The following is a 14,341-nucleotide window of genomic DNA, read 5'->3' as shown; positions in this document are numbered from 1 at the left end:
TTTCCTATCATCCACTAAGTACAACTACGTCTCTGTCTTTACCATTATTGCTCCCCGATCGACGAGTTTTCTTTAATTATGCTTTTTTTAATTTAAGTAAAAGGTCACCTGTTAAAATTGCGTCTCCGCTAGTATACATAGATACCCTTAACAACTCCTGAGAAGCACCTTCTACTCTATGTATTTTTAATAACCTAAAAGACTTCCCCGCTTTATTTTATAGGTAATAAACCTTACCATCTTGATTTTTTTTCTTTTCGTTAGCTTGTTCCTGTTTATTTTTATATTTCTTTTCAAACTTCACAAACATCGACACATTTACAAGTATTCCTGATGCAGCTGCAAGCATCAAAAGTGAAGAACCTCCATAGCTTACAAACGGAAGCGTAACACCTGTTAGTGGAATCAATCCGGAAACACCCGCTAAATTGATAAAGGATTGAATACCAATCATACTTGAAACCCCAATCGCGAGTAGGCTTCCAAAAGGATCCTTACATTGCAGACTAATATAAATTCCGCGTAAAACAATATAGGCTAATAGAAGAATAACAAACCCTACACCCCAAATGCCTAGCTCTTCCGCAATAACAGCCATAATGAAGTCTGTATGCGATTCCGGTAAATAGCCCAGTTTTTGAATACTTTTACCTAAGCCGAGTCCGTTGACACCTCCTGAGCCAATGGCGATATAGGAATTAGCTAAGTGAAAACCGGCATCTTTCTCGTAAGCGAAGGGGTTCTCTAACACAGTAATCCGGCTCATACGTTTTTCTGAAAATATAGTATCTTTTGCGACAAATATTACTGGCAAAAGAACAATAAGAGCTATAATAACCAATTTAGATATACTTTTAAAATTCATCCCTGAAGAAAAAATCATAGTTGCGGCAATAGCAGCAATAATGATCGCTGTACCATAATCCGGCTGTAAAACAATTAAGAAGCAAACAATAAATAAAAATACTAATGGAGGAAGAACTCCTTTATTAAATTGATTAATATAGGCCTGTTTTTTGGCATATACAGCTGCCAAATAAATGATTACAGCAAGCTTTACAAACTCTGCTGGCTGCAGGCGAAATGAACCGATCAGGTACCAGCTTTGGGCGTTTCCGGCAGTATGTCCAAAGCGAAATAATCCTAAAAGCAAAAGAATTGAACCAATTACCATAGGAACTTGAAACCATTTTGTAAACTGCATGATTTTGTATGGTAGGATGGCAAAAACAAAAAAGATACAAAAAAAATAGAGAAGCCACATTTTTTGTTTTTGATAAAAATAATCACTTGGGACATCATATCTTTGGACAGCAGAAGCCATGCTTGCGCTATAGACCATCACCAATCCGAAAGCACACAACAGGATGATGGCGATAATCAAGGTATAATCATATGATTTCAATATTTTTTTTATAAAATCGTATATTATTACATAAATACTCTTTACTCTTGTTAACGGGTTTTACCAGGCACGCATACAATCATCAATTGGCATTGTGGGGATATAAATGACAAACAGCCAAGCACTTTTTTCACTAGTGTTTGGCTGCCTTTATATTCTGACTAATAAATATAAAAAATCTCTCCTTCCTTGATTAGTGGTTATTCCATTTTGTTTTGGCCCGAATTCATTCTGTTTTTAAAGGCATTGATTGTATTAATTCTGTGCTGACGAACCATTTCCTCAATCTTATTGGTAGGAGCTTTTTCTTGAATAAGACGAATGATATTCTCATGTTCTTCAATCGATTGACGGGCCCGTTGAGGAACAAAGGTAAAGATCGAGCGGCGAACACGGTCTAACCGCTGCTGTGCTTGACGAATCTCTTCTTGTAAAAATACATTTCCGCACTCTTGATAAATAGTGGAATGAAATTGGCGATTTAACACACCGAATTGTTCAAATTCAAATTGGTAAAGAGCCTCTTCCATTTGCTTGTTCAGCTCTTGTAGTATCTCAATATGTGCATCTGTCATATTTCGAGAACTAAGAGCTGTCGCATATCCGTCTAATACAGCCACGACAGAGAGTGTTTCAATATACTCTGTTTCATTGATTACACTAACAATTGCACCACTATATGGTTTGTATTGGATTAAACCATCTACTTCTAGCTGCCGAATAGCCTCACGAACCGGGATCGTACTTGCCCCTAGCTCTTTGGCAACTTGATCAATAATGATGCGTTGTCCTGGCCCATAGACTCCTTCCAAAATCTGAGTACGGAGAAATTCATAGGCATATTGTGTTTTACTAATGGATTGGTCTTGGTTATTTTTTCTCATACCAATATCATATCCCAAATCATATATGATTTCAATGAATTTCAATAAAAATCATATATTATCCCTTGATATTATATATCTAAATATAAACCTATTTCTTATATCGTTTGTGAATATTATTATTTTTGTACGTACCTGCCTCACTAAATTCGACCAGTTCCATTGACAATGCTAAATATCGTTTGGCAAATAGTTCGGCAAAATGTCCTTTAATCACCTCAAATAATTCATCACAGGTTTCCTTTTTATCCTTCTCCGAACGCCCTGCGCCGATTTTTAGCATGACGTGGACAAATGCATCATCCTCGGTTCCATCGGCAACACAATAATCATGGAGCAGGGTGGCACGCGAACGAATTCCCCCTATCGGAAATATATTACTCCTAGAGATTAATACCATATTCAATTTTTTCAGTAGGCATGAAATATTAGCCTCCGTTTTAATGTTGTCTGTATATTCAACAATAATATGCGGCATATTTTTGCTCCTTATAAAAACAGCATGAAAGTCTATGAACTTTCCGCTGAACTTTCGATATGGGTGATACAGCTATACTTAATGTGATAGATTAAATCAATTTTTCTGCTGGTTGTAATGGTTTAGAGACGTTAAATGTTTCGTCGCCAACAATCGTATTGACCAACCTGCCAATACCTTCAACCTCGGTCACTACAACGTCACCAACAACTGTGTCTACTGACCCTTTAGGTGTCCCTGTTAAGATTATGTCGTCCTTATTCAGTGTCATGAAGCTGCTTAAATACTCAATTAACAATGGAATACCAAAAATCATGTCCTTTGTTGACCCGTGCTGGGTCAATTCCCCATTCACATAGGTTCTTAATGTGAGATTCATAGGGTCAGGAATGTCTTCTTTATCTACGAACCAAGGTCCAATCGGTGTACAAGTATCCCGATTTTTTACTCGGAGATTTGGACGGTAATAATTTTCTAAATAATCACGGATTGCATAGTCATTGGCTACTGTATAACCCGAAACATAATCATAAGCGTTTTCACGCTTAACATTACGCGCCTCTCGGCCGATGACAACAGCAAGTTCACATTCATAGTGCATATAGGTGGCATCAGCAGGTCTAAGTGTTTCTGCCCTGTGTCCAACGAACGTATTTGATCCTTTTAAGAAAACAAGCGGTTCAGTTGGTGCATTGAATGCTAATTCTTTCGCATGATCTGCGTAGTTCAAGCCCAAAGCAAATACAGTCCTAGGCTTAACCGGTGGCAGCCAAATTACTTCGCTTTCATCAACAATCCTGCCATCTTCAAGTTTGAGTTGATCGTCTACTTCCACTGCACCATGAATGGCCCCAGCATATGCTACTCTTGCTCGTTTCATTATTTTGCACCCCCAGCCACTATTTCATGTTCATGAACAACTCGATTTTCTAAGGTTCCGACACCTTCGATTTCGATACAGACATGATCTCCTGCCTTTACCAATGGTGCACCTTCAGGAACCCCTATCAGCAAAGTATCACCAGCTGTCAATGTCATAAACTCCGTAACTTCGGCAATCAACTTCTTTACAGGTCGGATTAGGTTTGCCGTCGTGTTTTCCTGCCTTAGTTCTCCATTAATATACACTCGCAGCTCTAATGCGGCAGGATTTTCGATTGCATCCCGTTCAATCACCCACGGGCCAATGGGGCAAAATCCATCACGGGCCTTCTGGCTGATCGCAGGACGGTAGAAACTGCTATGTGGGACAGTGACATCATTAACAACGGTATATCCCGTAACATAATCAAGCGCTTGATCCTCACTCACCCGTGTTGCCGTACGGCCGATTACAACACCCAGTGCGGCACCAACCTCTAATTCCGCTACATCTGAAGGTAAAGGAATTGGCATATTATATCCATTGATAGTATTTACCGGTTTAATATAAAGAATTGGCGCTTTTGGCGGTTGATTATATGGAGGTTCATTGACTTCATTTCCTAATGTATTAAGGGCTCCCTTATAATTCAAAAGCGTTCCGTAAATGGTTCCAGAAACGGGTGAAGTTAATAAAAGTTGTCCGAGGTCATATGATTTCCCTTTAAGTTCAACCGTTGCATTTACTACATCTACATTTACTACCTCGTCCTGTAAGCGGCCGGAAAATCTAATTTTTGCTTTACTCAAACTCGTCACTCCTTATTACATAATAAATTTCTAATTTCGATTAAAAACAACCAATTTAAGTTCTGTCATTTCCTCAATGGCATATTTAATCCCTTCTCTTCCAGTACCACTTTCCTTTACACCACCATACGGCATGTGATCTACCCGGAAGGTCGGAATATCATTAATCATTACACCGCCTACGTGAAGTTTTTCGGCTGCAGCAAGTGCAGTATGTACATTGTCCGTGTAAATCCCTGCCTGTAATCCGAAGCGAGAATCATTTACGAGATCAAAGGCTTCTTCTACTGTTTGTACTTTATTGATTAGGACGATTGGGGCAAATACTTCCTGACAGGACACCTTCAAGTGGGTATCAGCATGTAATAAAACGGTTGGAAGAAGAATATTTCCTTCCGCTGTTCCGCCAGTAGCAATTTCAGCACCATGTTGTTTTGCTTCTTCAATCCAGTCAAGTGTCCGTTCAACATCTCCTTTTGAAATAAGTGCCGACACATCCGTTTTTGGATCTAATGGGTCACCGATTTGAAGATTTCTAGTTGCTTCCACAAATTTTTCCACAAATGCTTCATATAAACTATCGTGAACATAGATTCGCTGTAAGGAAATACAAACCTGCCCTTGAAATGAAAAAGCTCCCTTTACACAGCGGGAGATAATCCTTTCTATATCCACCCCTTTATCAACGATCAATGCTGCGTTTGAACCAAGTTCGAGGGTTACGCGTTTTAATCCCGCTTTATTACGTATTCCAATTCCAACAGAGGGACTTCCCGTAAAGGTAATGGCTTTAATCCTGTCATCCGAAACTAATTTATCCCCGACCACTCTCCCGCTTCCAGTTATTACATTAAGTGCTCCAGCGGGTAAGCCTGCTTCTGAAAGAAGCTCAACTAAGAAATAAGCGGATAGCGGTGTTTGTGAAGCTGGCTTTAATACAATCGTATTACCCGAGGCGATGGCAGGCCCCACTTTATGGGCGACTAAATTCATTGGAAAATTAAATGGAGTGATCGCACCAATCACCCCAAGTGGTTCTCGTACAGTGTAGGCTACACGATTTTCTCCACCAGGGGCAGCGTCTAATGGAAGCGTTTCTCCATGGATTCGCTTAGCTTCCTCTGCTGCAAATTTATAGGTTTGAATTGTTCGGGCAATTTCATCCTTAGCTGTTGAAATAGGCTTAGCTGCTTCCAGTGCAATTATCCTTGCCGCTTCATCTGAGCGTTTTTCAAATAAATCTACCAATCTTTCAAGGATGGCTGACCGTTGATGGGCTGGCATTTTTGCCATTACCTCTCTAGCATTACAAGCTGCCTCGATGGCTTGGTTTACTTCTTCAGGTGATGAAGAAGGTATTTCTCCAATTACTTCTTCAGAATATGGGGAGGTCAGTGTTGTGTACTGCTGCGCCTTGACCCATGTACCATTGATAAATAAACCTTTTTTTATACCGATCATTTCAATCCTCTCTCCCTTTTTTAAAAGTAAAATAAAAAGGAGGAATAGGATGGTGCTGATGATAAAGCTACCTTCATTATCCTCCTTACTCCTCATCTTTAAAGCTATAAAATAAATTCCGGCTTTACTTTAGCTAATTTAGCCTCTGAAACGGCAATCTGCTCACCAGTTTCGATGTCTAAAAATGGAGAAGTCTCACTAAACCAGGTATCAGGTGCCTTATGCCCCCAGAAGGTTTGCCGTCTCGGGTCATCCAAATCCCAGCGAATCGGTTTAAAATCCGGATCACTAGTTAAATAGTCGCCATTGTAAAGCTCAATTCGATATCCATCTGGGTCCCTTAAGTAAAGGAAAAAGGCATTTGAAAGTCCGTGGCGGCCAGGCCCTCTTTCAATATTATCGCCATAACCAAGTGAAGCCAGGACATCACAACAATGGATAAGTGCCATTGGATCTGGCAGCCAGAAGCCAATATGATGAAGACGAGGACCCTCACCATTCATAAAGGCCTGGTCATGAACCCCTTGTTTACGATGCAACCAAGCAGCCCAAATCCGATCAGTTTCTGTAGCTGTATACTCAGAGCAGGCGAAACCTAGTTCATTGATAAAAAAATGATAGGCATTTTCAACATCAGGAACAGAACAATTTACATGGTCAATGCGTTGAATTCGAGCTCCACGATATTGATCATACCGCTGAAGCATCCGTTCTGCACCGTCCATTTTGCAGAAAAACTCTAACGGCATGCCAGAAACATCATGGACATGAAGGGCTCTGCCTACTGCATGTTGGCTGCCTTTTTCTACCCATTTTGTTTTTAATCCTTTTGATTCAAAAAAAGCTGCTAATTTGTCTAAATCCTCTTCTTTTGCTACTTTATAGCCAAGGGCATGGACCCCCAGCTTATCCGATTTCTTTAAAACTAAGCTGTGGTGTGTATGCTCCTCTAGTCCTCTAAGATAAATATGCTCAGTGTCACTCTCCGTTTCAATAAACCCTAAAGCGTTTACATAAAAGTCGCGTGAACGATTTAAATCCTTAACATTAATAATTGTTCTGGCAATTCTAATAATATTAAAATCCATAGGGTGACCTCCAAATTTGCTATATTAATAATCTTGAATACTTAAGTCTAGTATAAGGAAGGTATTATTTCTTTACTTTTCCGAACTGAGGAATATGATGGTCACCAATTGCAACATGAATCACTTTCGGTTCAGTGTAAAATTCAAAGATTGCATAATGGCCGCCCTCTCTACCAATTCCGCTTGCTTTTGTCCCTCCGAATGGAATGCGAAGATCACGGACATTCTGTGCATTAATCCATAACATTCCTGCTTCGACTGCATGGGCAACGCGGTGACCGCGCTTAATATCATTTGTCCAGACAAAGCCTGCTAAGCCGTATTTCACATCATTCGCAGCTGCAATAACTTCTTCTTCTGTTTCAAACTCAATTACAGCCATAACTGGGCCGAAAATTTCTTCCTGACACACTCTCATATCATTTTTAGCATTTAGTAAGAGGGTTGGCGGGACAAAGTTTCCTGCTTTCAATTCTTTAGGAACCACTCCCTGAACCACTTCACACCCTTCTTCCTTAGCAAGTTCAATGTAACTTTTCACCTTATTAAAGTGTTCCTTGCCAATTAATGGTCCAAGCTCAGTTGACGTGTCCATTGGATCGCCAATTTTAATATTCGCCACTCGTTCTTTTAGTTCTTTAACAAATTGTTCTTTAATGTTTTTATGAACAAAGACTCGAGCGTTTGATGTACAGCGTTCTCCATTAAAGGAGAAGATTCCCCAAACAGCGGCATCAAGAGCACGATCTAAGTCGGCATCATCGAAAACAATTAGTGGGGATTTCCCGCCTAGCTCCATTGAAGTTTTCTTTAGGGTTTCTGCTGAATTTTTAATGATGGTTGATCCAGTTGTCGTTTCACCTGTAAAGGAAATAGCTTTTACACCAGGGTGTTCAACTAGCCTTGCTCCTGCCGTTTCGCCAAAGCCATGAATGACATTGAAAACACCTTTTGGCAAGTCGGCTTTATCAATGATTTCAGCTAGTTTGTTTGCCGTCAAAGGAGATAATTCCCCTGGTTTTAAAATGACTGTGTTACCAGTAGCTAATGCCGGTGCTACCTTCCATGTTTCTAGCATGAAGGGAGCATTCCAAGGGGTTATCAAGCCTACAACCCCTAGAGGTTTATACATCGTATAGTTAATAAACTCATCATCAACCGGATAGGATTCCCCATGTAATTTTACTTGAACCATTCTCTCATAAAAACGAAAATTTTCCGCTGCACGGGCGACCATATTTCTTGTTTGACTAATAGGAAGACCGGTATCCAATGATTCTAAAATGGCGATTTCTTCAATTTCCTCGTCTATCAGGTCGGCAATGCTATTAATATACTTCATCCGTTGAGCCACTTTCATTTTGCCCCATGGGCCATGTTCGAAAGCTTCTTTTGCTGCAGCAACTGCCTTATCCATGTCCTCACCGCGGCCCTCAGCGACGTAATTAATCACTTGATTTGTAAAAGGGTTAAGATTATCAAACATGATCCCTGACACAGCATCAACAAACTCACCATTAATATATAACTTTACATCCTCTACCTGTTGATGAACTGCTTGACCATTTACATTTGTTGTCTGAGCTTGCATCGTGCTCACATCCTTTTTATTTTCCCTGCTAAACCTCTCAATCATTATAAGAGGTTTAATCTGGTCTATTTTTTTCCTCAATTATCTAGAAGCAAGACTATCAGGTAATTCTACATACTGTTTTAAGACGTCACGAATCTCATCTTGAAGTGCTTGCGTCGGCAGGTCCATCGGCATACGTAGAACTGGTTTAATTTTCCCCATCATTCCAAGCGCAGCCTTAACAGGAGCTGGATTCGTGTCTTTGAATAATACATCGTTTAATGGCATTAGTTCATAGTGAAGTTCGAGGGCCCTTTCAATGTTTCCTGCATCCCAGGCATTATGCAATTCAGCAACTTCTGCTGGTGCGACATTGGCTGTGGCACTGATTGAGCCGCTTCCGCCGATTGTCAACATCGGGTAACAAAGAAGTTCGATACCGGAATATAAGAGGAAATCCCTGCCACAATTAAGCAAGACACGATTGACGTGTTCAAAGTCTTTATTCGATTCCTTGGCACCAATAATATTTGGACAATCCTCTACTAATCTAGCTAGTGTTTTAACCTCAAGGTTGACACCTGTTCGGCCTGGAATGTTATAGACAATAATTGGAATATCTACTGCATCAGCAATTGCTTTGTAGTGTTTATATAGAGCATGTTGTGAAGGCTTGTTGTAGTAAGGAACGATAACCATAGCGGCATCTGCACCCAATTCTTGTGCCACTTTTGTTAAATGAAGGGCTTCCTGATGATTGACAGAACCGGTTCCAGGAGCGAAAGGCACTCTGCCATTTATCGTTTTAATCGCATTTTCCATAACCAATTCACGCTCTTTCACCGTTAACGAGCTAGGCTCGCCAGAAGTACCCGTCACCGAAATACCATGACTGCCGCTCTCAATTTGCCAATTAATAAGGTCACTCATCGTTGCAAAATCAATCGATTCATCTTCATTAAATGGTGTAATAACTGGTGCAATTGAGCCTCTTAATCGTTTTTTTACATTTTCAAACATTTGTTATCCCTGCCTTATTTTTTTATTTTTTATCTAGTATTTATTCGGCAAAAACATTCCCTTCTGTCAAACCATTTGTTTTTGCCTTTTACCTATATCCGTGAATATTTCATATCACGATTATATAATAAATCATATATTAAATCATATATGATTTCAAGTACATTTTCCGAAAATTCATTTTATTGAATCGAAAGGAATTTTCGTGATCACAAAAAGAAAGGAGTCGAAAGAAAATCATTCAACCCCTTCATTGTTTTATTGAAATCATTTATTTTCTTCTAGCGAATGTTTTTATCTGTTCCTGTTGGCAGTATATTTACCTGTTTTGATTGAAACGAGATAACAATTAGATATAGGATGCCTATCGTCATCCAAGCAAGTCCAAATATTTTAGCAATGGTTGAAAGGCCTATTAAAATATATAAGCAGACAGCAACACCAATAAAAGGTACAACTAAATACTTAAAGATATTTCGTTGTTTATTTCTAATATAATAGTGGTTAATAACAGATAAATTTACGCAAGCAAATCCCAAAAGGGCGCCAAATGCTACGAGGTCTGAAATTACTTGCAAGCTTGCTACCATTGCTCCAACAGTTCCCAATACTGACATTAGTAAAATATTATAAACAGGTGTTTTGTATTTCGGATGAATATAACCAAAAAATTTATTTGGAATGACGTTATCCCGCCCCATTCCATAAAGTAAGCGACTCGATGCTGACTGACTGGCTAAAGCACTTGCAACCCCTGAAGCAACAATCATTAGGGTGATAAACGTTTGGATTAGTCCTCCTGCAACAAGAGGTAGAAGATTAAAAAATGCTGTATCAGGGTTATCAATCTTCGTATAGTCTTTCATAAGAACCATTCCTAAATAAGTGACAGCAACATAAAAACATGTTTGAATCACGCATGCTAAAATAATGGCAAAACCGATTTTTTTCCCGTCTACCTTTGCTTCTTCTGCCAATGTGGTAATCGCATCAAAGCCTAAATAGGCAACTGTAACAATCGCCGCGCCACCTACAATGGCTCCGATAGAAAAAGAATTCGGATTATAGACTGCACCTAAATGAAAAAGACCGAGATTACCAGTTACAAGATAATGAGTAGTTGAACCAACAAATATCAACACAGCCATAATCATTAAAAACGCCAAAACAAAATTAACTTTTGCTGCCAATTCAATGCCAATTAAATTTATTATTGTTACTGGAATTGAAAAAATAAGAATCCAGGCCCAAATTGGAATACTTGGAACAAGTGCGTTAGCAAAACTCGCACTGATTAAAAATGTCAGAATCGGAATAAACAAATAATCTAATAACATTCCCCAACCTGCAATAAAACCCAGTTTTGGGTGCAGAGAACGTTGTGCATACGTATAGGTAGAACCCGCAACGGGAAAGGCTTTTACCATCTGCCCGAAACTATAGGCAGTAAATAACATGGCGACAAAGCCAATAACGTACGAAAGCACCGGGTTACCCTTTGAAACTAAAGTAATAATTCCAAATAGTGACATTGCTGCTACTGGAGCCATAAACACTAGCCCAAAAATAACAAGATCCCGCATTTTTAATGATCTATTCAACTCTTGTATTCCAACTTGAACTTTTATATTTGACACCTCCATAGGGGATTACCTTTAAAAGAAATTTTAAGTCATCAAATAGGGTATCTTCCCTTAATATTAAGATTGATTTGAATAGGTTAGCTAGTTTGTAATTGATGGCTTTCTAAATAACTTAGCGCATAATCCAATGCATCGATGGCCTTATCGATATCTTCCTGGCTTATATTTAATGATGTACCAATTCTTAATGTATTTGGCATAACACCTCCAATAAGTACTCCTTTTTCGATCGCTTTTGTTCTGATAATCGTTGAAGGGAACGTACTTGGATCCTCCTCATGAGTAAAGTTCCGGTCAATTTCTACAAACGGCGTCATCTTGTCATCCTTTACAAGTTCAACCATCCAAAGAACCCCGTAACCTGCCACTTGACCGACACAGCGATGCTTAGCCTTAAGGTCTAATAATTTTTGTTGGAAATAGTCACCTGTTTGTTTTGCTTTTTCCACAAGATTTTCATTGATGATGTATTCAATATTTGCACAAACAGCTGCCATAGCAATAGGGTGACCTGAATACGTTGATACTGTCTCCCAGCGATACTGGTCCATAAATTCAGCAATCTCTTTATTTACAACAACCGCTCCAGCTGGGATGGCAGAGCTTGAAATTCCTTTTGCCATAGTAACAATGTCAGGCTCAACACCATAGTGCTGATAAGCAAACATTTCACCAGTACGGCCAAATCCTGTTAACACTTCGTCAGCAATCCATAATACATCCAGGTCTTTTGTCATTTGGCGAATTTGTGGAATATACTCATCTGGCGGATGAACAGAGCCGGCTCCTTGGGTAATCTCGGTAATAACAGCTGCAACTTGCTCAGGTCCTTGGTTTTCAATCATTCTTCTAGTATATTTTACACAGGCTAATTCGCCATTATTATCATGACAAGAGCCGTACTTATGTCCTAATGAACAGCGCATACAATTTGGTGACGGTGCAACAGCAACTAAGCCGTTGTCTTGTCCAGGTACATGCTGTGGGCGGGTATTTGGAGTGGATTCTGTTACACCACTCCTGCTTCCTTTTAATCTAGTTACAGACGATGATCCTTTCGTCCAGCCGTGATAGGCATACTCTCTTGTTACTACTAGAGGTTTATTTTTAAATAATCTTGCAATCATAAGCGCGGTTTCTACCGCCTCACTTCCTGTTGATACAAAGCGAACTTTCCCCGGCCAGCTTTCATTGCCAAGGACGTCTTCAATCAGCAATTTCGCAGCTTTCGCCTTATAGTCTGTCGTATAGGCGTCTTGCAGGAACCCATATCGGTCTAGTGCTTCTTTAATAGCATTATTAATTGTTTCATTCTTTTGACCTGCATTTACACAATATAGTTGATTAAAGCAATCTAATAATCTAGTACCATCCGGCATGATGAGGTAATCACCATCCGTTGATTCAATTGGGATAGGCTGGTATTCTTCCTGTGTGGAAAACGTTCTTAGAATATATTTTTTATCCCATTCTTCTACTTGCTTCCAGTACGTTTGAGTCATGACTTATTTCCTCCTCTTAGTGAAATATTGAAAAAATTATTTGTAAGACCGAATAATTGCTAGTTTTATATTATCCACCATACCAGTTTAAAGCTGTTTCATTTAGATCAACCCACACATGCTTTGTTTGGGTATATAAATCCATCGCTTGTACACCTAATTCACGGCCAAATCCACTTTGTTTTGTACCGCCGAAAGGTGCTGCACTGTCTAACATGCTATAGGTATTTACCCAAACAGTACCTGCTTTTAAACCTCTGGCCATACGATGCGCGCGCTTTAAATCATTCGTCCAAACCCCAGAAGCTAAACCATAAATGGTATCATTTGCTTTTGATAGGGCATCTGCCTCATCTTTAAACCGGATGACTGACACAACAGGTCCGAAAATTTCTTCTTGGGCAATTGTCATTTCATTGGTAACATGTTCAAAAATAGTAGGGGTATAGTAGTAACCATTACCAGCTTCCATAAAACGCTTTCCCCCTGTTACCAAATTAGCTCCTTCCTCAAGACCGGCTGCAACATATTTTTCAATCGTCTTTAATTGTTGCTCTGAAACTTGTGGCCCTAGTTGGGTTGTTGCTTCAAGGGGATTTCCAACTTGAATCCCTTGGGTTTTTTTCACAAAAAGATCCATAAATCGGTCATAGATTGATTCTTGAACAAACAGTCTTGAACCTGCTGCACACACTTGCCCTTGAGCAAAATAAATACCAAAAGTAGACATATTTACGGCATTCTCAAGGTTTGCATCATCAAAGATGATATTTGGTGATTTCCCCCCTAGCTCTAGTGAAACCGGTTTCAAATTCTTGCTTGCAGATTGCATGATTAGTCGACCTGTTCGAGTAGATCCAGTAAAAGCAATCTTATCCACTCCTGGATGGGATACTAAAGCATCTCCGGCAATAGAGCCATATCCAGGAACAACATTTATGACTCCATCTGGAATGCCCACTTCTTGGAATAGTTTAGCTAACTCTAAGATACTAATTGGTGTTTGTTCAGCAGGCTTTATCACAATCGTATTACCAGCTGCAAGGGCTGGAGCTAGTTTCCACATTGCAAGCATTAGGGGGAAATTCCATGGAACAATAGCACCTATGACTCCTAGCGGTTCCCTTAATGTGTAATTGAGACGATTTAGTGGTGAAGCCAATGTTTCTCCCTGGACCTTATTGGCTAAACCTGCATAAAATTCAAGAACATCAATGGTTGCAGGCATAGCAATAAATTTTGTTTCATTTATTGGTAATCCATTATCGTTTGATTCTATTTCCGCTAAAAAATCAGCTTTTTCCCACATTTTTTGCGCTGCTCTATAAAGTAAACGGCCTCGATCACTTGGTGCCATTTCCGCCCAAGGTCCTGATTCAAACGCCTTCCGGGCTGCTTTCACTGCCAAGTCTACATCTTGTGCACCCGCTTCTGATACCAAAGCGTTAACTTCCCCAGTTCCAGGATTAATAGATTCAAATGTTTTTCCCGATAAGGCTTCCACCCATTTTCCATTAATAAATAACTGATATTTTGCTGGCATTTCTTTTCATATCCCCTTTCAAATATCACTGAATAGCAATTACATTTGTTCACAAAAAAATAATAACAAAATT

The 14,341-nt window shown here is 39.5% G+C and carries 12 protein-coding genes; all 12 read right to left on the bottom strand.

The annotated features are described in order from the left end of the window. Positions 1-217 precede the first annotated feature (217 nt). The 12 genes from V7150_RS19845 to V7150_RS19790 all read right to left on the bottom strand — a co-directional run bounded on the left by V7150_RS19845 (position 218) and on the right by V7150_RS19790 (position 14,268). Positions 218-1,405 (bottom strand): FtsW/RodA/SpoVE family cell cycle protein, encoded by a 1,188-nt coding sequence (locus V7150_RS19845; RefSeq protein ID WP_335521737.1) that lies wholly within the window; start codon positions 1,403-1,405, stop codon positions 218-220. 200 nt (positions 1,406-1,605) lie between these two features. Continuing rightward, positions 1,606-2,289 (bottom strand): GntR family transcriptional regulator, encoded by a 684-nt coding sequence (locus tag V7150_RS19840; protein ID WP_335521742.1) that lies wholly within the window; start codon positions 2,287-2,289, stop codon positions 1,606-1,608. Between the two features lie 91 nt (positions 2,290-2,380). Beyond that, the gene (locus V7150_RS19835) at positions 2,381-2,767 is read right to left on the bottom strand and encodes a 5-carboxymethyl-2-hydroxymuconate Delta-isomerase (protein ID WP_335521735.1); all 387 of its coding nucleotides are present in this window, start codon (positions 2,765-2,767) and stop codon (positions 2,381-2,383) included. 91 nt (positions 2,768-2,858) lie between these two features. After that, a complete protein-coding gene (locus V7150_RS19830) occupies positions 2,859-3,647 on the bottom strand; it encodes a fumarylacetoacetate hydrolase family protein (RefSeq protein WP_335521734.1) in 789 nt (262 codons plus the stop codon). Beyond that, the gene (locus tag V7150_RS19825; RefSeq protein ID WP_335521732.1) at positions 3,647-4,438 is read right to left on the bottom strand and encodes a fumarylacetoacetate hydrolase family protein; all 792 of its coding nucleotides are present in this window, start codon (positions 4,436-4,438) and stop codon (positions 3,647-3,649) included. Before V7150_RS19825 ends, V7150_RS19830 begins: the two co-directional genes overlap by 1 nt. Positions 4,439-4,468: 30 nt before the next feature. Beyond that, positions 4,469-5,899 carry an aldehyde dehydrogenase family protein gene (locus tag V7150_RS19820; protein ID WP_335521730.1) on the bottom strand — a complete coding sequence of 477 codons (1,431 nt, stop codon included), beginning with the start codon at positions 5,897-5,899 and terminating at the stop codon, positions 4,469-4,471. A 104-nt stretch (positions 5,900-6,003) separates the two neighbouring features. Then, positions 6,004-6,987, bottom strand: a complete 984-nt coding sequence (hpaD, locus tag V7150_RS19815; protein WP_335521728.1) for a 3,4-dihydroxyphenylacetate 2,3-dioxygenase — start codon at positions 6,985-6,987, stop codon at positions 6,004-6,006. A gap of 64 nt (positions 6,988-7,051) precedes the next feature. Beyond that, on the bottom strand, positions 7,052-8,578 hold the full coding sequence (hpaE, locus tag V7150_RS19810; protein ID WP_335521740.1) for a 5-carboxymethyl-2-hydroxymuconate semialdehyde dehydrogenase: 1,527 nt from the start codon (positions 8,576-8,578) through the stop codon (positions 7,052-7,054). An 81-nt stretch (positions 8,579-8,659) separates the two neighbouring features. Next, positions 8,660-9,580, bottom strand: coding sequence for a 2,4-dihydroxyhept-2-ene-1,7-dioic acid aldolase (gene hpaI, locus V7150_RS19805; protein WP_335521726.1), 921 nt, complete (start codon positions 9,578-9,580; stop codon positions 8,660-8,662). A gap of 281 nt (positions 9,581-9,861) precedes the next feature. Next, positions 9,862-11,217, bottom strand: a complete 1,356-nt coding sequence (locus tag V7150_RS19800; RefSeq protein ID WP_335521724.1) for an APC family permease — start codon at positions 11,215-11,217, stop codon at positions 9,862-9,864. Between the two features lie 83 nt (positions 11,218-11,300). Then, positions 11,301-12,725, bottom strand: a complete 1,425-nt coding sequence (locus V7150_RS19795; RefSeq protein ID WP_335521722.1) for a class-III pyridoxal-phosphate-dependent aminotransferase — start codon at positions 12,723-12,725, stop codon at positions 11,301-11,303. A gap of 70 nt (positions 12,726-12,795) precedes the next feature. Beyond that, positions 12,796-14,268 carry an aldehyde dehydrogenase family protein gene (locus tag V7150_RS19790; RefSeq protein ID WP_335521720.1) on the bottom strand — a complete coding sequence of 491 codons (1,473 nt, stop codon included), beginning with the start codon at positions 14,266-14,268 and terminating at the stop codon, positions 12,796-12,798. Positions 14,269-14,341 lie beyond the last annotated feature (73 nt).

Source organism: Neobacillus drentensis, assembly GCF_036965245.1.
Taxonomy (GTDB): domain Bacteria; phylum Bacillota; class Bacilli; order Bacillales; family Cytobacillaceae; genus Neobacillus; species Neobacillus drentensis_G.
The sequence above is the reverse complement of the archived record's forward strand: the minus strand, read 5'-3'. Positions and strand labels throughout refer to the sequence as shown.

Coding starts and splice junctions, on each gene's coding strand:
- V7150_RS19840 (WP_335521742.1), bottom strand. CDS start 2,289: ATGAGAAAAAATAACCAAGACCAATCCATTAGTAAAACACAATATGCC.
- V7150_RS19835 (WP_335521735.1), bottom strand. CDS start 2,767: ATGCCGCATATTATTGTTGAATATACAGACAACATTAAAACGGAGGCT.
- V7150_RS19830 (WP_335521734.1), bottom strand. CDS start 3,647: ATGAAACGAGCAAGAGTAGCATATGCTGGGGCCATTCATGGTGCAGTG.
- V7150_RS19820 (WP_335521730.1), bottom strand. CDS start 5,899: ATGATCGGTATAAAAAAAGGTTTATTTATCAATGGTACATGGGTCAAG.
- hpaD (WP_335521728.1), bottom strand. CDS start 6,987: ATGGATTTTAATATTATTAGAATTGCCAGAACAATTATTAATGTTAAG.
- hpaE (WP_335521740.1), bottom strand. CDS start 8,578: ATGCAAGCTCAGACAACAAATGTAAATGGTCAAGCAGTTCATCAACAG.
- hpaI (WP_335521726.1), bottom strand. CDS start 9,580: ATGTTTGAAAATGTAAAAAAACGATTAAGAGGCTCAATTGCACCAGTT.
- V7150_RS19795 (WP_335521722.1), bottom strand. CDS start 12,725: ATGACTCAAACGTACTGGAAGCAAGTAGAAGAATGGGATAAAAAATAT.
- V7150_RS19790 (WP_335521720.1), bottom strand. CDS start 14,268: ATGCCAGCAAAATATCAGTTATTTATTAATGGAAAATGGGTGGAAGCC.